This is a genomic window from Kitasatospora sp. NPDC001119 (assembly GCF_053598475.1).
In genome coordinates this window covers 25278-46670 of sequence record NZ_JBSFKI010000043.1, presented here as the reverse complement: position 1 = coordinate 46670, position 21393 = coordinate 25278, and the positions used below count along the sequence as shown (strand labels likewise).

The window sequence follows — 21393 nt, the reverse complement described above, 5'->3', positions numbered from 1 at the left end:
GACGGCGGCTCCCGTCGCGGCCCGGCGGCGGCGTCCGACGGGCTGCTGCGTCCGACGGGCGGCGGCGTCCGGCGGGCTACTGCGGCCGGGTGCGGGCCCAGCCCTGCGGCTTGATCTCCCGGTGCGCGGCCTGCACCACCTGGGCCACCGGCGGCAGCGTGGGCGGGATGACCGGCGGCCGGACCGGCGGGAGCGTCGTCGGCGGCAGCGCCGGCGGCCTGGCCGCCGGGCCGATCGGCTTGGCGCCCTGGGCCGGCTGGAAGCCGGCGTGCAGCTGGGGCGGCAGGCCGAGCCGCTCCACCGGCGGGGCGCCGGTGCGGTGCACCCGCAGCCAGGCGGTGGCCTGCTCGGCCGGCAGCGCGGCCGACACCAGCCAGCCCTGGACGGCGTCCACGCCCATGCAGTGCAGCCGCTCCCAGGTCTCGTCGTCCTCGACGCCCTCGGCGACCACGGTCAGGCCCAGCGAGTGGGCGAGCTCCACCGAGCAGCGGACCACCGCCGCGTCGTGGTCGTCGGCGACCATCCGGGAGACGAAGGAGCGGTCGATCTTCAGCTCGCCGACCGGCAGGCTGCGCAGCCGCACCAGCGAGGAGTGCCCGGTGCCGAAGTCGTCCAGGGACATCCCGACGCCGTAGCCACGCAGTTCGGCCAGGGTGTCGGCGGCCCGCCGGGAGTCGTCCAGCAGCAGCCGCTCGGTGATCTCCAACTGGAGCGCGTGGGCCGGCACCTGGTGGCGGACGAGGTGGCCGGCCACCCGCTGGGCGAAGCCGGGGTTGAGCACGTCGCGCGGCGAGACGTTGACCGCGACCTGCACCTGGAGGCCCTGCTCGCGCCAGTAGGCGAGCTGGCCGACGGCCGCCTCCAGCACGTAGTCGGTGAGCCGCGGCATCAGGCCGCTGGACTCGGCGAGCCCGACGAACTCGTCCGGCGAGACCTTCCCCTGGCCGGGCCGCTCCCAGCGCAGCAGCGCCTCCAGGCCGACCACCCGGCCGTCGAAGGCCACCTTCGGCTGGTAGTGCAGCTGCACCTCGCCGGTCTCCAGCGCCCGGCGCAGGTCCCCCAACAGCCCGATCCGGTACGGCGTGTCGGCGTCCTGGGTCTCGTCGTACTGGGCGACGCCGCAGCAGCCGCGCTGGGCGTGGCCCATCGCGACGTCGGCCCGGCGCAGCAGCGACTCGGCGTCCTGGGCGTGCTGCGGGTAGACGCAGACGCCGCCGCTGGCCTCCAGGACGAGCAGCAGCCCGTCCAGCCGGATCGGGGCGGCCAGTTCGGCGATCAGCGCCTTGGCGACCCGCTCCAGGCTGTCCGGGCAGTTGATGCCGGGCAGCAGGACGGCGAACTCGTCGCCGCCCATCCGGGCCACCATCGGGCGGCCGCGGCGGTAGTGCCGGGGCAGGCCGGCGAAGACGTCGTCGATGGACTCCCGGGTGGCGCTGCCGGCCGGGCCGCCGGAGCGCAGGGCCCGGTGCAGCCGGCGGGCGATGTGAACCAGCAGCCGGTCACCGGCCGTATGACCGAGTGTGTCGTTGAGCGATCGGAAGCGATCGAGGTCGAGCAGGATGAGACCGACGCTGTACCCCTGCTCACACTCCGCAATCGCCTCCTGGGCGGCCAGCAGCAGGGCCTGACGGTTCGGCAGATCCGTCAGCGGGTCGGTCAGTTGGTCGCGGGCGCGGTCCCGGGCGATCCGCCAGGCCGCCACCAGCACCGCCAGGGGCACGGCGAACAGCGGCAGCAACTCGGGTTCGTACCGGTAGACCAGGACGGCCAGCGGGATGAGCGGCGCGGCTCCGGCCAGCAGCACGCCGAGCAGCAGGACCGCACCCGCCACCCCCTGCGGCGGGCGTGTGGGCGCACCGCCGGTCGTACGATCCATAAGCCCTGTCCTCCGTCGGGCCCGCCCCGTCAGGCCGCCTTACGGTGAGGCACCGTGCCGGTACCGACAGCTGCCGGGCATGGAGCGACCCCGTGGAACTCCGGTCCAGCCGGCGCCCCCACCCCTGCTGACACTCTGTTGCGCTCCAGGGTATGCCGGGGTCCACCCGGTGGGCAGACTTTCGGACAACCGGAAACGCGCCACCGCGCCCGGGTGCCGCACAGTGACACAATGCCCGCTTTCACGGTGCGGCACCCGGTGACGTTGCATCAGGACGATAACAACACCGATCCGGTCATCAGCCGATCGGGGCGGCTCCGGATCAGTCCTCGACAGTCTCCCCCGCTGCCTCTCCGGCCTCCTCGGGCTCCGGAAGCCCCAGGTGGGCGCGGGCGGCGGACGGTCCGTCGGCGAGCAGGACGGTGAACCCGGCGTCGTCCAGGACCGGCAGGCCGAGCTGAACAGCCTTGTCGTACTTGGACCCTGGGTTGTCACCAGCGACCACAAAATCGGTCTTTTTCGAAACCGAACCGGTCACCTTCGCTCCGCGCGAGGTCAGCGCCTCCTTGGCGCCGTCCCGGGTGTGGCCGGCCAGCGTGCCCGTCACCACCACGGTCAGCCCCTCCAGCGGGCGCTCCGCCTCCTCCTCGTCCGCGAACTCCTCGGTGAAGCGGACGCCGTCCGCCTCCCAGTTCCGGAGGACCTCCTTGTGCCACTCCTCCGCGTACCACTCCTGGATCGAGCGGGCGATCGTCGGACCGACCCCCTCGACGGCCGCCAGCTGCTCCTCGCTCGCCTCGAAGATCTTCGTCAGGTCGCGGAACTCCCGGGCCAGCGCCTGCGCGGCGACCGGACCGACGTGCCGGATCGACAGACCGTTGACGAACCGCCACAGCGGCCGCTGCTTCGCCGCCTCCAGGTTGTCGATCAGGGCCTGGAGCGACTTCTTCGGCTCGCCCTTGGTGGTGGCGAAGAAGAAGACCTCCTTCTCCTTGCCCGTCTTGTCGTCCAGCTTCGGCATGCCCGTCTTCGGGTCCCGGACCAGCACCTTGATCGGCAGCAGCTTCTCCCGCGTCAGCCGGAAGATGTCGGCCTCGTTGCGCACCGGCGCCTCGGCCGGCTCCAGCGGCTGGGTCAGCGCGGTGGCCGCGACGTAGCCCAGCCCCTCCACGTCCAGGCACTGCCGCCCCCCGAGGAAGGCGATCCGCTCCCGGATCTGGGCCGGGCAGCGCTCCGCGTTCGGGCAGCGCAGATCGATGTCCCCCTCGGCCATCGGCCGCAGCTCACTGCCGCACTCCGGGCAGTGCGAGGGCATCACGAAGGCCTGCTCGGTGCCGTCCCGCAGGTCGTACACCGGGCCGAGGATCTCCGGGATGACGTCGCCCGCCTTGCGCAGCACGACGGTGTCCCCGAGCAGCACGTCCTTGGCCTTGACGATCTCCTGGTTGTGCAGCGTCGCGTACTGCACCATCGAACCGGCCACCTTCACCGGCTCGGCCAGCACCGCGTACGGGGTGGCCCGGCCGGTGCGGCCGATGCCGACCTTGATCTCCGCCAGCCGGCCGGTGACCTCCTCCGGCGGGTACTTCCAGGCGATCGCCCAGCGCGGCGACTTGGAGGTGGCGCCGAGCCGGCCCTGCAGGGCGATCTCGTCCACCTTCACCACGACGCCGTCGATCTCGTGCTCGACCGAGTGCCGCTGCTCGCCGAAGTGCTTGATGAACGCCCGCACCTCGGCGAGCGTCCCCACCACCCTGTTGTGCCGGGCCGTGGGCAGGCCCCAGTCGTGCAGCAGCCGGTAGGCGTGCGACTGGTTGTCGATGTCGAAGCCGACCCGGGCGCCGATGCCGTGCACCACCATGTGCAGCGGGCGGGAGGCGGTGACGTGCGGGTCCTTCTGGCGCAGCGAACCGGCGGCGGCGTTGCGGGGGTTCATGAACAGCCGGATCATCGCCCGGGGCCGCTTGCCCTCCCTGGCGCGCTCCTCGTTCTCCTGCCGGCGCCGCTCGTTCTCCTCCGCGAAGGAGGCGTTGAGCGCGTCGAACTCCTCCGTCGGGAAGTAGACCTCGCCGCGGATCTCCACCAGCTCCGGGACGTTCTCGCCCTTGAGCCGGTGCGGGATCTCCTTGATGGTGCGGACGTTCGCGGTGATGTCCTCGCCGACCCGGCCGTCGCCGCGCGTCGCCGCCTGCGTCAACTGCCCGTTCTCGTAGGTGAGGTTGACGGCCAGGCCGTCCACCTTCAGCTCGCACAGGTAGTGGTAGTCGATGCCGTGCAGCTCGGTGGCGACCCGCTCCGCCCAGGCCGCCAGCTCCTCGTCGTCCATCGCGTTGTCCAGGCTGAGCAGCCGCTCACGGTGCTCGACCTCGGCGAACAGCACGGTGGGGGCGCCGCCGACCCGCTGCGTCGGCGAGTCCGGGGTGACCAGGGCCGGGTGCTCGGCCTCGATCCCCTCCAGCTCCCGCATCAGCGCGTCGAACTCGGCGTCGCTGACGACCGGCGCGTCCTGCTCGTAGTACCGGGCCCGGTGGTCGGTGATCTCCGCCGCCAGCTCGGCGTGCCGCCTGCGCACCTCCGCCGGGACGTCCTCCCAGCCCTCGACAGCCGTCACCGCAAGCCCTCCTACGTTCTCATTCCGGGTTGTCCACCAGGCTCTGTGCCGCCCGCGCCGCGGACGACAGCGCCCTGCGCGCGTACGCCGGGGAGGCCCCGGCCAGCCCGCAGGTCGGCGTCACCAGCACGCGACGGCCCAGCAGCTCCGGGGCGAACCCGAGCCTGCGCCACAAGGTCCTGACACCCTGGACACTACCGGCAGGGTCGGACACTGCCTGGTCAGTGGCGGGGACGACACCAGCGAGGATCATCGTGCCGCCCTCCACCGCCTCGCCGAGATCGTCGTCCTGGCGCTCGGTGAGGAGGGAGAAGTCCAGCGAGATCCCGGCGACCCCGGCCCGGCGCAGCAGCGGGACCGGGACGTCCGGCGCGCAGGAGTGCACGACGACCGGCGCGTCCAGGCCCCCGACCACCTCGCGCAGCACCTCCTCGGCGACCTGCCGGTCGACCGAGCGCAGCCGCTGGAAACCGCTCGCGGTCTTCACCGACCCCGACAGCACGGCCGGCAGCGAGGGCTCGTCGAGCTGGAGGACCACCTCGGCCCCGGGCACCCGCCTGCGGACGTCCGCGAGGTGGCGGCGCAGGCCCTCGGTCAGCGAGCCGGCGATGTCCCGGCAGGCACCGGGGTCGGAGAGCGCCTTCTCCCCGTGCTTGAGCTCGATGCTCGCCGCCAGCGTCCAGGGGCCGACGGCCTGGACCTTGACCGCCCCCTGGTAGCCCTGGGTGAACTCCTCCAGCGCGTCCAGGTCCTCGCCGAGCCAGGAATGGGCGCGCCGGGTGTCCCGGCCCGGACGGTCGGTGAACCGCCAGCCGCTCGGCTCGGTCTGCGCGAACAGCTCGACCAGCAGGCCGGCGCCGCGGCCGATCATGTCCGCGCCCGGCCCGCGCGCGGGCAGCTCGGGCAGGAACGGCAGGTGCTCCAGTGCCCCGGTGGAGGTCTTGGCGGCCTCCCGGGCGTCGGTACCGGGCAGCGAACCGACACCGGTGGCGGCGCCACGCAGGTCGGGGAAGGGATGTGGGGTGCTCACCCGCCCGAGCCTACTCAGCCGGACGGCCCCGGCGCCGAGCACGGGGCTCGGCGCCGGGGCCGTCGGGGTGGGGCGGGGGTCAGTAGCTCTCGACACCGAACTCGTCGACCACGAGGTGCAGCGGGGCGCCGCTGGCGTTGTAGAACGACACCTTGCCGTCCTTGACCGGGACCACGACCTGGTTGGAGATGGTCTCCCCCGGCAGGAAGTTCAGGTTCGAGACGGTCGGCACCGCGTCACCGTGCGGGTACACGGTGAGGTGGCCGTCGGCGCCCGGCTCGGTGACCGTCACGTTCAGGGTCATCGCCGTGACGTTGGAACCCCTGGTGTCGATGGTTACGGTGCCCCAGGCCGGAACGGCCCGGCTGCCGGACCCCCACACGATACGGGTGTCGAGCCGCCGCTCCGGGTCTTCGGGCCAGTAGCTGACCTTGCCCTCGGCACTGTAGTAGCCCGCGAGGTCCGCGATCAGGTGCACGGTGCCGCCGGAGGCGTTGTAGAACGACACCTTGCCGTCCTTCACCGGCACCGTCACCAGGTTCGGAATCGTCCGCCCCGCCGTCCAGTTGAGGTTGGAGGCGTCCGGCGCCTTGTCCCCGTGCGGGTAGACGGTCAGGTGCCCGTCGGCCTGCGGGTCGGTCACCGTCACGTTCATCGTCACCGCCGTCACACCGGACGCCGGAACCCCGGCCACCCCCGCCACCGGCAGGTCCACCGTGCCGTACGCCGGAACCGCCTGCGCCGCCGGGACACCGACCGGCGCCCGGGTGTCCAGCAGCCGGTCCGGACCCTGGGGGTGGAACAGCGAACCCTTCGGGCCGTAGTAGCCGGCCAGATCGGCGATCAGGTGCACCGTGCCGCCGGAGGCGTTGTAGAAGGACACCTTGCCGTCCTTCACCCGCACCGTCACCTGGTTGGCGATCGTGCGACCGGCCGGCCAGTTGAGGACGGAGGCGGTCGGCACCGCGTCACCGTGCGGGTACACCGTGAGGTGCCCGGCCTCCTGCGGGTCGGTCACCGTCACGTTCATCGTCACCGCTGTCACACCGGATGCCGGAATCCCGGCCACACCGGCCACCGGCAGATCGATCGTGCCGTACGCCGGAACCGCCTGCGCCGCCGGGACACCGACGGCCGCACGGGTGTCCAGCAGCCGGGCCGGACCCGCCGGGGTGAAGGCACTGCCGACGTTGAAGGTCTCGAACGCACCACGGTCGCGGAATCCGCTGCCCGTACCCGAATTGGGAACGGTCGGGTCATCGGCGGCCGCACGGCCGTTGATGTCGGTCGGCAGCATGCCCGGGGCGTTCTCGTCGGCCGAGTCGATCCGGTGGTCGGCCGGGGCGGTCGGCCCCTTCGGCACGTCGGTCAGGTGCACCCAGTCGTGCGCGCCCTGGCCGGTGGCCGCGGTGAACGCCTGCTGGGTGGCGTAGGTCGTACCGGCCCAGTCATAGCCCGCGCCAGCGCTGCGACGGTCGATCAGGTTGTAGTCGACCTTGGTGCCCGAGGCCGCACTCGCCCCGACGGTGATTCCCGTGGCGGCGGCCGGGGTGGCGCAGGCCGCGTTCCCCCCCTTCGCCGTGTTCACCACGTTGTTCTCGACCACCGCGCCTGCCGAGCCGCCGTCCAGCACGATGCCCCGGGAGCAGGGCGCACTGACAGTGTTGGCCACCACCACGGTGTTCGGGGCGTCCTTGACCAGAACTCCCTCGGTACCGGACGTCCGGATGTTCTGGAGCAGATTGGTGGTCACGACCGTACCGGTGGAGCCGCCGTCCACGACGACCACCGATCCTGCGGGAGAGTTAACCGTGCTGCGTCCGATGCGCACGCCGACGGAGCCGTTGGTGATGTGGATCCCGCTGCCGCCGTCGAGGTCGACCTTGTCAAAGGAAACGTCGTGGGCTCCGTCCACCGTTACGGTGGGGGTCCCCGCTGCCGCGCTGATTCCGAGGCCCTCGAAGCGCAGGTGGTCGGCACCCTTGACGACGAACCCGTCGACTGGCTTGCCGTTCCCCCCGATCGTCCCGTACGAGGTCCAGCTGGAATGGGCACGGAAGGTGATCGGCGCCTCAGCCGTTCCCGATCGTGTGATGGTCAGGTTCTCGCCGTAGGTGCCGTCGACGATCTCGACGGTCTGGCCCGGCTGGACGGCGGCCGCCGCCGCGCCGATGGTGCAGTACGGCGCCGACTGGGCACCGCTGCCGCTGTCGGTGCAGTTCGCGCCCGCGGCGTTGTTGACGTAGAGCGTGCTGCCGGCCGCGGCCGCGCCGCTCGCGGAGACGGCCGGCAGGCCGACCGCCCCGAGCAGCGTCACGCCGGCGGCGAGAGCTGTACGGAATCTGGAAATGGGAACCCCCCAGGGCACTTTGAAACACTTGTGACGCATTTCGACCCCCCGGCGTCGGGAATAGATCGTCCGGAGAGCGTCCGGATCATTCCACGGCGCGGGAACCGGCGCCAAGGAGGTTTCCGCGAACCTCCGGACCGGACGGCGACGGCCCCCGGGACCGGGCACGGGGCCTGGTTCCGGGGGCCGTTCGTACGGAGCGGGGTCAGTACGCCTGGTAGCCGAACCTGTCGACCACGAGGTGCAGCGGGGCGTCGCTGGCGTTGTGGAAGGAGACCTTGCCCTTGCTGACCGGGACGACCACCTGGTTGGCGACGGTCTCCCCGGGCAGGAAGTTGAGGTTGGAGGCGTTGGGCACCGTGTCGCCCTGGGGGTAGACGGTGAGGTGGCCCTCGGCGCCGGGCTCGACGGCCGTGACGTTCAGGGTCATTCCGGCGAGGTAGGGGTAGTTCACGAGGTCGAGGGTGAGGGTGCCCCAGGCGGGGACGGGTGCGCTGCCGCCCGGCTGGACGCGGGTGTCCAGGAGCCGCTCGGGGCCATCGGGGTGGTAGCTGATCCTGCCCTCGGCGGTGTGGTAGCCGGCGAGGTCGGCGATCAGGTGCACGGTGCCGCCGGAGGCGTTGTAGAAGGACACCTTGCCGTCCTTCACCGGGACGGTCACCAGGTTCGGGGTGGTCCGGCCGGCCGTCCAGTTGAGGTTGGAGGCGTTCGGGCGCTGGTCGCCGTGCGGGTGGACGGTGAGGTGGCCGTCGGCCTGCGGCTCGGTGACCGTGACGTTCATCGTCACGGCGGTGACGCCCTCGGCCGGGACGCCCGCGAGGCCCGCGACCGGGAGGTCGACGGTGCCCCAGGCGGGCACGGCCGCCGCCGACGGCACGCCGATCGGCGCCCGGGTGTCCAGCAGCCGGGTCGGGCCCTGCGGGTGGAACAGCGAGCCCTTGGGGCTGTAGTAGCCGGCGAGGTCGGCGATCAGGTGCACGGTGCCGCCGGAGGAGTTGTAGAACGACACCGTGCCGTCCTTCACCGGCACCGTCACCAGGTTGGCGACGGTGCGCCCGGCCGTCCAGTTCAGGGCGGAGGTGTCCCACGGGCGGCTGCCGTGCGGGTAGACCCGCAGGTGGCCGTCGACGCCCGGCTCGGTGACCGTCACGTTCATCGTCACGGCGGTGACGCCCTCGGCCGGGACGCCCGCGAGGCCCGCGACCGGGAGGTCGACGGTGCCCCAGGCGGGCACGGCCGCCGCCGACGGCACGCCGATCGGCGCCCGGGTGTCCAGCAGCCGGGTCGGGCCGGCCGGGGTGAACGCGCTGCCGACGAAGGAGCGTTCGGTCGCGCCGCGGTCGCGGGTGCCGCTGCCCGTACCGGTGTTGGGCACCGTCGGGTCGTCGACGGGCGCCCTGCCCTCGGAGTCGGTCGGGAGCATGCCCGGGGCGTTCTCGTCCGCCGAGTCGACCTTGGGGTCGGCCGGCGCGTCCGGGCCCCGGTCCACCAGGCTGGGCGCCACGATGTCGTGCTCTCCCTGGCCGGTGGCCGCGGTGAAGGCCTCCTGCGAGGTGTACGGGCCGCCGGCCCAGCTGTAGGCCGGGCCGCCGCTGCGCGGGTCGACCACGTTGTAGTCGACCTTGCTGCCGGCGGTGGCGTCCGGCCCGACGGTGATGCCGATGGCGTCGGCGGACCTGGCGCCGCAGGCCCGCGGGCCGTTCGCGCTGTTCACCACGTTGTTCTCGACCACGGCGCCGGCCGAGCCGCCGTCCAGCACGATACTCCGGGAGCAGGGCGCGTTGACGGTGTTGGCCACCACCACGGTGTTCGGGGCGTCCTTCACCACGATGCCGGGCACGGTCCCGGGTCCGGACCCGGGCTTGTACACCTGGTTGGTGGTCACGACCGTGCCGGTGGAGCCGCCGTCCACGGTGACCGCCGGGTCCTGGTAGGAGCCGATCCTGCCGCGCGCGAAGCGCACGTCGGCGGAGCCGTTGGTGACGTGCAGGGTGGCGCCCTCGGCGATGGTCACCTGGTCGAAGGAGACGTCGCGGGCCCCGTCCACCAGGAGGGTGCTCTTCGGGGCCGCGGTGAGGTAGAGGTTCTCGAAGCGCAGGTGGTCGGCGCCCCGGACGACGAACCCGTTGACGGGAGTCTTCTGGTCGCCGATCATCGGGCCCGAGCCCCCTGGGCCGGTGACGCCGCGGACGGTGATCGGCGCCCCGGCGGTGCCCGACCGGGTGAAGGTCAGGTCCTCGGGGTACGTGCCCTCGCCGATCTCGACCGTCTGGCCCGGCTGGACGGCGGCCAGCGCCGGACCGATGGTGCAGTACGGCGCCGACTCGGTGCCGGTGCCGCTGTTGGTGCAGCCGGTCGTGCGGTGGACGTGGAGGGTGGTGCCCGCCGCGGCCGCGCCGCCCGCGGAGACGGCCGGCAGGCCGACCGTCCCGAGCAGCGTCGCACCGACGACGAGAGCCGTGCGGATTCTGGACAAAAGGAGCCCCCCTGGGCGCTGTTGAGCTTTGGTGACGCTTTTGCCCTCGCTTGATCCGACCTTGATCGACTTGAGGGCGGAGCGGATCATTCCACAGTCGAACGGTCGTGTCAGTACGTCGCACGGGCCGCCGCCGTACGCGAACGGCCCCCGGAACCGAGCGCGGGGCTCGGTTCCGGGGGCCGTTTTCCTACGGGACGGGGTCAGTACGCCTGGTAGCCGAACTCGTCGACCACGAGGTGCAGCGGAGCACCGCTCGCGTTGTAGAACGAGACCTTGCCATCCTTGACCGGGACGACCACCTGGTTGGGGATCGTCTCGCCCGGCAGGAAGTTCAGGTTCGAGGCGTTGGGCGCCGCGTCACCGTGCGGGTAGACGGTCAGGTGCCCGTCGGTGCCCGGCTCGGTGACCGTCACGTTCAGGGTCACCGCCGCGACGGCCGGACCGTACGGGATCGGCAGGTCGAGGGTGCCCCAGGCCGGGACGGCCGGTGTCCGGAAGCCCGGGTCGCGGGTGTCCATCCAGCGCTGGGGGCCGTCGGGGTGGTAGCTGACCCTGCCTTCGGCGGTGTAGTAGCCGGCGAGGTCGGCGATCAGGTGCACGGTGCCGCCCGAGGCGTTCTGGAACGACACCTTGCCGTCCTTGACCGGCACCGTCACCAGGTTCGGAATCGTCCTCCCGGCAGGCCAGTTGAGGTTGGAGGCGGTCGGCGTCGCGTCCCCGTGCGGATAGACGGTGAGGTGCCCGTCGGCCTGCGGCTCGGTCACCGTCACGTTCATCGTCACCGCCGTCACCCCGGACGCCGGGACCCCGGCCACGCCCGCCACGGGGAGGTCGACGGTGCCGTACGCCGGAACGGCCTGCGCCGCCGGGACTCCGATCGGTGCCCGGGTGTCCAGCAGCCGCGTCGGCCCCTGGGCGTGGAACAGCGAACCCTTCGGGCTGTAGTAGCCCGCCAGGTCGGCGATCAGGTGCACGGTGCCGCCCGAGGCGTTCTGGAACGACACCTTGCCATCCTTGACCGGCACCGTCACCAGGTTCGGGATCGTCTGCCCGGCCGTCCAGTTGAGGTTCGACGAGCTCGGCGCCGCGTCCCCGTGCGGATAGACGGTGAGGTGCCCGTCGGCCTGCGGCTCGGTCACCGTCACGTTCATCGTCACCGCCGTCACCCCGGACGCCGGGACCCCGGCCACCCCGGTGACGGGCAGGTCCACGGTCCCCCCGGCGGGGACGGGCTGCGCCGCCGGCACGCCGATCGGCTGGCGGGTGTCGAGCAGCCGGGTCGGGCCCGCCGGGGTGAAGGCGCTGCCGACGTCCGCGTTCTCGTAGGCGCCGCGGTCGCGGAAGCCGCTGCCCGTACCGGTGTTGGGGACCTTGGGGTCGTCCACCGCGGCGACGCCGCCGATGGCGGTCGGCAGCATGCCCGGGGCGTTCTCGTCCGCCGAGTCGGTCACGTGGTCCGGCGGCGCGTCCGGACCCTTCTGGATCGACGACGGCGCGACGAAGTCGTGTACGCCCTGGCCGGTGGCCGCGGTGAAGGACGGCTGGTCGCCGTACGCCGTCCCGGCCCAGCTGTAGGCCGCGCCGCCGCTGCGCGGGTCGACCACGTTGTAGTCGACCTTGGTGCCCGTGACGGCGTTCGGGCCGACGGTGATCCCGGTCGCGCGGGCGGTCTGGTCGCGGCACGGGTTCATGCCGTACAGGGAGGTGTTCACCAGGTTGTTCTCGACCACCGCGCCGGTCGAGGTGCCGTCCAGCACGATCCCGGCGAAGCAGGACGAGTTGACGTTGTTGGCCACCACGACGGTGTTCGGCGCGTCCTTGACCAGGACCCCGGTCATGTCGGGCCCGGCGTAGGGCATGAGCGCGTTGGTGGTGACGACCGTCCCGGTGGAGCCGCCGTCCACGGTGACCGCCGGGCCCTGCACCCTTCCGACGTCGCCGTGTCCGAGGAGCACCCGCTCGGAGCCGTTGGTGACGTGGATGCCGGTTCCACCGGTGAGGTAGGCGTTGTCGAAGGAGACGTCACGGGCGCCGTCCACCAGCACGGCCGCCTTCTGGGGGACCGCCGCGACGGTCAGGTTCTCGAACCGGACGTGCTCGGCGCCCCGGACGACGAACCCGTTGACGGGCCTGTCCCCCGTGCCGATCTTGGTGAGGCCGCCGCCGTTGTTCTCGTCGGGCGTCCTGCTGGCGCGGAAGGTGATCGGCGCCTCGGCGGTGCCCGACCGGGTGACGGTCACGTCCTCGATGTACGTACCGTCCGCGATGTCGACGGTCTGGCCCGGCTGGACGGCGGCCGCCGCCGCGCCGATGGTGCAGTACGGCGCCGACTGGGTGCCGCTGCCGCTGTCGGTGCAGTGCGCACCCGCGGCGTTGTCGACGTGGAGCGTGCCGCCCGCCGCGACCGCACTGCCCGCGGAGACGGCCGGCAGACCGACCGCCCCGAGCAGCGTCACGCCGACGACCAGCGCTGTACGGAATCTGGACACAGGAGCCCCCCGTGGGCGAATTGAAGCGTGGATGACGCTTTCGACCCCCCGCCGTCCGGAGCCGGTCGGCTGGAAGGCGGAGCGGATCCTGCCACGGCCCGGGGCCCGTGCCAAGACGGATTTCACAGCTCGCGGAAACACGCGAACGGCCCCGGCGCCGAGCGGGGTGCTCGGCGCCGGGGCCGTCAGGGCGGGCGCGGGTGCGCGTACGGGTCAGTAGGCCTGGTAGCCGAACAGGTCGACGATCAGGTGCAGCGGAGCACCGCTCGCGTTGTAGAACGACACCTTGCCGTCCTTGACCGGGACGACCACCTGGTTCGGGATCGTCTCGCCGGGCAGGAAGTTCAGGTTCGAGGCGTTCGGCGCCGCGTCACCGTGCGGGTAGACGGTCAGGTGCCCGTCGGTGCCCGGCTCGGTGACCGTCACGTTCAGGGTCACCGCAGCGGCGTTCGGGATCTCGCCGACCGGGACGTCCACCGTGCCCCAGGCCGGGACGGTGGCCGCCGGGCGGACGCCCGACTCCCAGTAGGTGTCCTGGCGGGTGTCGAGGACCCGGATCGGGCCGGCCGGGCGGTAGCTGACCTTGCCCTCGGTGGCGTAGTAGCCGGCCAGGTCGGCGATCAGGTGCACGGTACCGCCGGAGACGTTCTGGAAGGACACCTTGCCGTCCTTCACCGGCACCGTCACCAGGTTCGGAATCGTCCGCCCGGCCGTCCAGTTGAGGTTCGACGCGTTCGGCGCCTTGTCACCGTGCGGGAAGACGGTGAGGTGCCCGTCGGTCTGCGGCTCGGTCACCGTCACGTTCATCGTCACGGCGGTGACACCGGTCGCCGGGACGCCCGCGACACCGGCCACCGGGAGGTCGACGGTGCCCCCGGCCGGAACCGCCTGCGCCGCCGGGACGCCGATCGGCGCCCGGGTGTCCAGCAGACGGGTCGGACCCTGGGCGTGGAACAGCGAACCCTTCGGGCTGTAGTAGCCCGCCAGGTCGGCGATCAGCTGCACCGTGCCGCCGGAGGCGTTGTAGAACGACACCTTGCCGTCCGTCACCGGAACCGTGACCAGGTTCGGGATCGTCCGCCCGGCGGGCCAGTTCAGGTTCGACGAGTTGGGCGCCGCGTCACCGTGCGGGTACACGGTGAGGTGCCCGGCCTCCTGCGGGTCGGTGACCGTCACGTTCATCGTCACGGCGGTGACACCGGTCGCCGGGACCCCGGCCACGCCGGCCACCTGGAGGTCGACGGTGCCCCAGGCCGGGACGGGCTGCGCCGTCGGGACGCCGATCGGCTGACGGGTGTCCAGCAGCCGGGTCGGACCGGCCGGGGTGAACGCGCTGCCGATGTCGAGCATCTCGTAGGCACCGCGGTCGCGGAAGCCGCTGCCCGTACCGGTGTTGGCGACCGTCGGGTCGTCCACCGGGGCCTGGCCGCCGCGGTCGGTCGGCAGCATGCCCGGGGCGGTCTCGTCCGCCGAGTCGATCCGGTGGTCGACCGGGGCGTCCGGGCCCTTCGGCACGTAGGTCAGGGCGACGAAGTCGTGCACGCCCTGGCCGGTGTTCGCGGTGAGCTGGTCCTGGGTGCCGAAGGCGGCGCCGGCCCAGCTGTAGGGCGCGCCGCCGCTGCGCGGGTCGATCAGGTTGTAGTCGACCTTGGTGCCCGCGGTGGCGTTCGCCCCGACGGTGATCCCGGTGGCGGCGGCCGGGGTGGCGCAGGCCGCGTTCTGGTTCTTCGCGGTGTTCACCACGTTGTTCTCGACCACCGCGCCGGTCGAGCCGCCGTCCAGCACGATCCCGGCGAAGCAGGACGAGGTGACGGTGTTGGCCACCACGACGGTGTTCGGCGCGTCCTTGACCAGGATCCCGGTCATGTCGGGCACGTAGTTGGCCTGGACCACGTTGGTGGTCAGGACGGTCCCGGTGGAGCCGCCGTCGACCTGGAGCAGCGGGCCGGGCGCGTAGCTGAAGTCGCCGCGGGCCCAGGTGACCTTGTCGGAGGCGTTGGTGATCCGCACGCCGCCGCCCGAGGCCGCGATGTTGGTGAAGGAGACGTCGTGCCCGCCGTCGACCACGACGGCCGGACGCTGGTTGCTCAGCACCGTCAGGTTCTCGAAGCGCAGGTGGTCGGCGCCCTTGACCACGATGGCGCTGTCCGGGTGGTTCGGCGCCCCGCCGCTGAGCGAGGCGACGCCGCCCGACGAGTACTGCTGGGCCTGGCTGCGGAAGGTGATCGGGGCGTCGGCGGTGCCGGAGCGGGTCACGGTCACCGCGGTGTCGACGTAGGACCCGGCCGCGATCTCGACGGTCTGCCCCGGCTGGACGACCGCCGCGGCGGCCGCGACGTGGCAGAACGGCGCCGACTGGGCGCCGCCGCCGCTGTCGGTGCAGTTCGCACCCGCGGCGTTGCTGACGTAGAGCGTGCCGCCCGCCGCGGCCGCGCCGCCCGCGGAGACGGCCGGCAGACCGACCGCCCCGAGCAGCGTCACACCGGTGGCGAGGGCCGTACGGAGTCTGGAAATGGGATCCCCCTGGGCATTGTGCAGCGCTGATGACGCTTTCCGGCCCCCCTGTGTCCTGAACTGATCGGCTGGAGGGCGGAGCGGATCATTCCACAGCGGAAGGAACCGTGCCAACGACAAATCCGCAGGCCACCGCACCGCACGCGAACGGCCCCGGAGTCGAGCGCGGGGGCTCGGCTCCGGGGCCGTCGGGGCGGGCGCGGGTGCGCGTACGGGTCAGTAGGCCTGGTAGCCGAACAGGTCGACGATCAGGTGCAGCGGAGCACCGCTCGCGTTGTAGAACGAGACCCTGCCGTCCTTGACCGGGACGACCACCTGGTTCGGGATGGTCTCGCCGGGCAGGAAGTTCAGGTTCGAGGCGTTCGGCGCCGCGTCACCGTGCGGGTAGACGGTCAGGTGCCCGTCGGTGCCCGGCTCGGTGACCGTCACGTTCAGGGTCAGCGCGGTGACGTTCGGGATCTCGCCGACCGGGATCTCCACCGTGCCCCAGGCCGGGACGGTGCCCGCGGGGCGGGCCTCCGAGTCCCAGTTGGCGTCCTGGCGGGTGTCGAGGAGCCGGTACGGGCCGGCCGGGCGGTAGCTGACCTTGCCCTCGGCGCTGTAGTAGCCGGCGAGGTCGGCGATCAGGTGCACGGTGCCGCCGGAGGCGTTGTAGAACGAGACCTTGCCGTCCTTCACCGGCACCGTCACCAGGTTCGGGATCGTCCGCCCGGCCGTCCAGTTGAGGTTGGAGGCGTCCGGTGCCTTGCCGCCGTGCGGGTAGACGGTCAGGTGCCCGTCCTGCTCCGGGTCGGTGACCGTCACGTTCATCGTGACGGCGGTGACACCGGCCGCCGGGACGCCCGCGACGGCGGTGACCGGCAGGTCCACGGTGCCCCAGGCCGGGACCGCCTGGGCCGACGGGACGCCGATCGGCGCCCGGGTGTCCAGCAGCCGCGTCGGGCCCTGGGCGTGGAACAGCGAACCCTTGGTGCCGTAGTAGCCGGCGAGGTCCGCGATCAGGTGCACCGTGCCGCCGGAGGCGTTGTAGAACGACACCTTCCCGTCCGTCACCGGAACGGTCACCAGGTTCGGGATCGTCCGGCCGGCGACCCAGTTCAGGTTCGACGAGTTCGGCGCGGCGTCACCGTGCGGGTAGACGGTCAGGTGGCCGTCGGCGCCCGGCTCGGTCACCGTCACGTTCAGCGTCACGGCCGTCACGCCCTCCGCCGGAACGCCCGCGACACCGGTCACCGGGAGGTCGACGGTGCCCCAGGCCGGAACCGCCTGGGCCGACGGGACGCCGATCGGCGCCCGGGTGTCCAGCAGCCGGGTCGGACCGGCCGGGGTGAACGCGCTGCCGATGTCGAGCATCTCGTAGGCACCGCGGTCGCGGATGCCGCTGCCCGTACCGGTGTTGGGGACCGTCACGTCGTCGGCCGGGGCCCAGCCGCCGCGGTCGGTCGGCAGCATGCCCGGGGCGTTCTCGTCCGCCGAGTCGACGGTGACGTCCAGCGGTGCGTTCGGCCCCTTCTGGACCCACGACGGGGCGAAGAAGTCGTGCGCGCCCTGGCCGGTGGCGGCGGTGAACGCCTGCTGGACGGCGTACGGGACGCCGCCCCAGTGGTAGGCCGCGGCGTCGCTGCGCGAGTCGACCACGTTGTAGTCGGCCTTGAGGCCCGGGACGGAGTTCACCGCGACGGTGATCCCGGTGGCGCCGGTGGCCTTGGCCCCGCAGGACTTCTCGAGGTTGGCCGCCGTGTTCACCACGTTGTTCTCGACCACCGCACCGGTCGAGGTGCCGTCCAGCACGATCCCGCCGAAGCAGTTCGTGTTCAGCGAGTTGCTCACCACGACGGTGTCCGGCGAGTCCTGCACCACGATGCCGGTCGAGTTGTAGCCGGAGTTGGGCTGCACCACGTTGGTGGTCAGCACGGTTCCGGTGGAGCCGCGGTCGACGGTGATCCCCGGCCCCGCCGAGCCGATGCTGCCGCGTCCGAACACCACCTTGTCGGACGCGCCGGTGATCCGGACACCGGTGCCGCCGAGGACGGAGGTGTTGTCGAACACCACGTCCCGGGCGCCGCTCACCACGATCGACGGCTTCAGGTAGCCCGCGTCGAACGTCAGGTTCTCGAAGCGGACGTGCTGGGCGCCCGTGACGAAGAAGCCGTTGGTCTGCTGGTTCCACCCGCCGATGCGGGCACCGCCGCCCGGGCTGTTCTCGTTCTTCGTCGCCCGGAAGGTGATCGGCGCCTCGGCCGTGCCCGACTTCGTGACGGTCAGGTCCTCGGGGTACGCCCCGTCGGCGATGTCCACCGTCTGCCCCGGCTGGACGACGGCCGCGGCCGCGCCGATGGTGCAAAACGGCGCCGACTGGGCGCCCGTGCCGCCGTCGGTGCAGTGCGCACCCGCGGCGTTGTTGACGTGGAGCGTGCTGCCAGCCGCGGCCGCGCCGCCCGCGGAGACGGCCGGCAGACCGACCGCCCCGAGCAGCGTCACACCGGCGGCGAGGGCCGTACGGAATCTGGAAATGGGAACCCCCCTGGGCACTTTGAAGCGCGAATGACGCCTTTACCCTCCGTTGGTCCGTCCTTGATCGACTGGAGGGCGGAGCGGATCATTCCACAACCGGTGGGGGCGCGCCAACGACAAATCCGCAGGCCGCCGCACCCCGCGCGAACGGCCCCGGCGCCGAGCGGAGGGCTCGGTGCCGGGGCCGTCGGGCACGCGGACGTGGTGTCGAACTCCGGTGGGCGCGCGGGGCGTCGGCCGTCGCCGGTGTCCCGCGCGGCGCGTCAGCGCCCCGGGCGGACGGTGATGTCGGTGATCTCCGCGTCGCGGGAGGCGTCGAGGGCGGCGAGGACCGCCTTGGCGACGGACTCCGGCTCGATCCAGCGGTCGGCGTCGTACTCCTTGCCCTCCTGCTGGTGCACCTTGACCTGCATCGCGGTGGCGGTGCGGCCGGGGTAGACGGAGGTGACCCGGACGCCGTTGGCGTGCTCCTCGTGGCGCAGCGCGTCGGCGAGCGCCTTGAGGCCGTGCTTGCTGGCCGCGTACGCCGACCACTCGGCGTGGGCGTTCAGGCCGGCGCCGGAGTTCACGAAGAGCACGTGGCCCTTGACCAGCCGGATCGACGGCAGCAGGAGGCGGGTCAGCTCGGCGGGGGCGACGAGGTTGACGTTGAGCGTCTCCTGCCAGGCCTTGGGGGTCAGGTCGCCGACCGGGCCGAGCTCGACGACGCCCGCGACGTGCAGGAGGGAGTCGAGCTCGACGGGCAGCTGCTGGTGGCCGAAGGCCCAGGAGAGCTTGCCCGGGTCGCCGAGGTCCCCGACGAGGGTGCGGGCCCCGGGGAAGCGCTCGCGCAGCTCGGCGGCCCGGCGGGCGTCGCGGGCGAGCAGCCAGAGCTCGTCCCCGCGCTCGGCGAGTCGCTCGGCGAGGACGGCGCCGATGCCGGAGCCGGCGCCGGTGATCAGATGTGCAGCCATGGACCCGATCCTCTCAGGCCTTGAGCTGGGCGAAGACCTCGGCGGGGGTGTCCGCGAAGGTGATCAGCTCGGCGAGCGGGCGCGGCAGGAAGCCCTCGGCGTCCATCCGCTCCATCTGGGTGCGCAGGCCGGAGTAGAAGCCCTCGGTGTCCAGCACGACCACCGGCTTGTCGAACATCCCGTGCTTCTTGAGCTCCAGCACCTCGGTCACCTCGTCCAGGGTGCCCAGCCCGCCCACCAGGACGACGATCGCGTCGGCCCGGGCCGCCAGCTCCGCCTTCCGCTCGGGGAGGTCGGCGGTCCACACCAGCTCGTCGGCGCCGACGTACGCCTTGTGCCTGAGCATCTCGACCATCACGCCGACCAGTCGGCCGCCGGCCGCCTTCACCTCGTCGGCGAGCAGCCCCATCAGCCCGGCGTTCGAGCCGCCCCACACCAGGGTGTGCCCGCCCTCCCCCAGGAGCCGGGCGAACTCGGCGGCGGGGGCGGAGTAGCGGTCGTCGAGCGAGTACGCGGAGCAGAAGACAGAGATATTCATAGTGTCGTCTGGTCTATCACGCCCCCTGCCCACCGCTCACCGCCATTACTCGGTGTACGGCACGAGCTTCGACAGGCTCAGGCTGAAGCCGAAGGGCTCCGGGATGGTGATCGCGTCGCCGAACTTCCGGTCGCTGCGGGTGTGGTAGCGGTCGTGGTTCGGCTCGGAGAACAGCGTCACCGTCTGCTGGCGCGGGTCCACGATCAGGTACAGCGGGATGCGCATCTCGGCGTAGTCGTGCAGCTTGTCCATCCAGTCGTTGCCCGGGTTGGACGGCGAGACGATCTCCACGGCGATCAGGGCTTCGGCGGCAGGGGCTTTGTTACCCGGCTGGGAGAGGACGTCGAGGGGGAGGTAGGTCAGGTCCGGCTCACGCCCCTTGGAGACGTCCGGGCTGACGATCTCGCTCCGCTCGCTGGGAAGGTAGCCGTCAGGAGCGTGCTGCTCGAACTGCCTGCGCACCTGGGCCACGTTGAGCTGATGGATGTTGGACGGCGACGCCTGCATGATCAGCGTGTCTCCGGACCATTCGATCCGGACGCCTTCCGGGGTGATCCGCTCCAGCTCCTCGATGAACTCGCGGTGCTGCTCGTAGAAGGTCATGCCGTCCACTATGGCCGACCGGGCCGACATCTCACCCGCTGCCGGTCGGCCTGCCGACACCGGGATCCAGCCGGGCCTCTGCGCGGACAGGAGGCCCGGCCCTCCCGGCCGCTGCCGCTCAGGCGGTGACGGCCGGGCGCTCGGTGGTGGCGATGGTGGCGGAGCCGACGACGCGGGTGCCGTCGTAGAGGACCACGGCCTGGCCGGGGGCGATGCCGCGCACCGGGGTGTCCAGCCGCACCCGCAGTTCGCCGTCGACGACCGAGGCGCTCACCGGCACCTCCTCGCCGTGGGCGCGGAGCTGGGCGGTGTAGCGCCCGTCGGCGAGGGGCTCGGTGCCGCACCAGCGGGGGCGGATGGCGGTCAGCCCGGTGACGTCGAGGCCCTCGACCGGGCCGACCGTCACGGTGTTGTTCACCGGGGAGATGTCCAGGACGTAGCGCGGCTTGCCGTCGGCGGCCGGGCGGCCGATCCGCAGGCCCTTGCGCTGGCCGATGGTGAAGCCGTACGCGCCGTCGTGCTCGCCGAGCTTGGTGCCGTCGGCATCGAGGATGTCGCCGGGCGCGGTGCCGAGGTGCTTGGCGAGGAAGCCCTGGGTGTCGCCGTCGGCGATGAAGCAGATGTCGTGGCTGTCGGGCTTCTTGGCGACGGCCAGGCCGCGGCGCTCGGCCTCGGCCCGGATCTCCTCCTTGGTGGTGTCACCGAGCGGGAAGAGCGAGTGGGCGAGCTGGTCGGCGTCGAGGACGCCGAGGACGTAGGACTGGTCCTTGGCGGAGTCGACGGCCCGGTGCAGTTCGCGCGCGCCGGAGGGCAGGTCGACGATCCGGGCGTAGTGGCCGGTGCAGACGGCGTCGAAGCCGAGGGCGACGGCCTTGTCCAGCAGCGCCGCGAACTTGATCTTCTCGTTGCAGCGCAGGCACGGGTTGGGCGTGCGCCCGGCCGCGTACTCGGCGACGAAGTCGTCGATGACGTCCTCGCGGAAGCGCTCGGCGAGGTCCCAGACGTAGAAGGGGATGCCGATCACGTCGGCCGCCCGCCAGGCGTCCCGGGAGTCCTCGATGGTGCAGCAGCCGCGCGCGCCGGTCCGGAAGGACTGCGGGTTGCTGGACAGCGCCAGGTGGACGCCGGTCACCTCGTGTCCGGCTTCGACGGCGCGGGCGGCGGCGACGGCGGAGTCGACTCCGCCGGACATCGCCGCGAGCACGCGCAGACGGCCGGTGGACGGAGTGGTCGGGGCACCCGGGAAGTCAGTCATGATGGCAACAAGGGTACGGGGTGGCCCGGCTGTTCCCGGAAGACGGGATCAGCGCCGGACGGCCGGGAACGGCGCCGCACGGCCGGGATCAGCGCCGGACGGCCGGGAACGGCGCCGCACGGCCGGGATCAGCGCCGGACGGCCGGGAACGGCGCCGCACGGCCGGGATCAGCGCCGGACG

At 72.4% G+C, this 21393-nt stretch carries 12 protein-coding genes; all 12 read right to left on the bottom strand.

Going from position 1 to position 21393, the window contains the following annotated elements:
• Positions 1-76: 76 nt before the first annotated feature.
• On the bottom strand, positions 77-1876 hold the full coding sequence (locus ACWDD9_RS36455) for a putative bifunctional diguanylate cyclase/phosphodiesterase (protein WP_079271897.1): 1800 nt from the start codon (positions 1874-1876) through the stop codon (positions 77-79).
• Between the two features lie 322 nt (positions 1877-2198).
• On the bottom strand, positions 2199-4487 hold the full coding sequence (gene ligA, locus ACWDD9_RS36450; RefSeq protein WP_449813974.1) for an NAD-dependent DNA ligase LigA: 2289 nt from the start codon (positions 4485-4487) through the stop codon (positions 2199-2201).
• Positions 4488-4506: 19 nt separating this feature from the next.
• The gene (locus ACWDD9_RS36445; RefSeq protein WP_234348454.1) at positions 4507-5517 is read right to left on the bottom strand and encodes a methionine synthase; all 1011 of its coding nucleotides are present in this window, start codon (positions 5515-5517) and stop codon (positions 4507-4509) included.
• A 79-nt stretch (positions 5518-5596) separates the two neighbouring features.
• Positions 5597-7834: a right-handed parallel beta-helix repeat-containing protein gene (locus ACWDD9_RS36440; protein ID WP_449813973.1), complete on the bottom strand. Its 2238-nt coding sequence runs from the start codon at positions 7832-7834 to the stop codon at positions 5597-5599.
• A 238-nt stretch (positions 7835-8072) separates the two neighbouring features.
• Positions 8073-10343 (bottom strand): right-handed parallel beta-helix repeat-containing protein, encoded by a 2271-nt coding sequence (locus ACWDD9_RS36435; RefSeq protein ID WP_449813972.1) that lies wholly within the window; start codon positions 10341-10343, stop codon positions 8073-8075.
• 203 nt (positions 10344-10546) lie between these two features.
• On the bottom strand, positions 10547-12835 hold the full coding sequence (locus tag ACWDD9_RS36430; RefSeq protein WP_449813971.1) for a right-handed parallel beta-helix repeat-containing protein: 2289 nt from the start codon (positions 12833-12835) through the stop codon (positions 10547-10549).
• A gap of 213 nt (positions 12836-13048) precedes the next feature.
• Complete coding sequence (locus tag ACWDD9_RS36425) at positions 13049-15316, bottom strand: right-handed parallel beta-helix repeat-containing protein (RefSeq protein WP_449813970.1); 2268 nt, start codon at positions 15314-15316, stop codon at positions 13049-13051.
• 249 nt (positions 15317-15565) lie between these two features.
• Entirely contained in the window at positions 15566-17830 is a 2265-nt protein-coding gene (locus ACWDD9_RS36420) for a right-handed parallel beta-helix repeat-containing protein (protein ID WP_449813969.1), read from the bottom strand.
• Positions 17831-18126: 296 nt separating this feature from the next.
• Positions 18127-18816, bottom strand: coding sequence for an SDR family oxidoreductase (locus tag ACWDD9_RS36415; protein WP_049658860.1), 690 nt, complete (start codon positions 18814-18816; stop codon positions 18127-18129).
• Positions 18817-18829: 13 nt separating this feature from the next.
• Positions 18830-19354 carry an LOG family protein gene (locus ACWDD9_RS36410; protein WP_074001491.1) on the bottom strand — a complete coding sequence of 175 codons (525 nt, stop codon included), beginning with the start codon at positions 19352-19354 and terminating at the stop codon, positions 18830-18832.
• A gap of 45 nt (positions 19355-19399) precedes the next feature.
• Positions 19400-19957: a Uma2 family endonuclease gene (locus ACWDD9_RS36405; protein WP_387822141.1), complete on the bottom strand. Its 558-nt coding sequence runs from the start codon at positions 19955-19957 to the stop codon at positions 19400-19402.
• A gap of 118 nt (positions 19958-20075) precedes the next feature.
• Positions 20076-21212: a tRNA 2-thiouridine(34) synthase MnmA gene (gene mnmA, locus ACWDD9_RS36400; RefSeq protein WP_049658857.1), complete on the bottom strand. Its 1137-nt coding sequence runs from the start codon at positions 21210-21212 to the stop codon at positions 20076-20078.
• Between the last annotated feature and the right edge of the window lie 181 nt (positions 21213-21393).

Coding starts and splice junctions, on each gene's coding strand:
- ACWDD9_RS36455 (WP_079271897.1), bottom strand. CDS start 1,876: ATGGATCGTACGACCGGCGGTGCGCCCACACGCCCGCCGCAGGGGGTG.
- ACWDD9_RS36415 (WP_049658860.1), bottom strand. CDS start 18,816: ATGGCTGCACATCTGATCACCGGCGCCGGCTCCGGCATCGGCGCCGTC.
- ACWDD9_RS36410 (WP_074001491.1), bottom strand. CDS start 19,354: ATGAATATCTCTGTCTTCTGCTCCGCGTACTCGCTCGACGACCGCTAC.
- ACWDD9_RS36405 (WP_387822141.1), bottom strand. CDS start 19,957: ATGACCTTCTACGAGCAGCACCGCGAGTTCATCGAGGAGCTGGAGCGG.
- mnmA (WP_049658857.1), bottom strand. CDS start 21,212: ATGACTGACTTCCCGGGTGCCCCGACCACTCCGTCCACCGGCCGTCTG.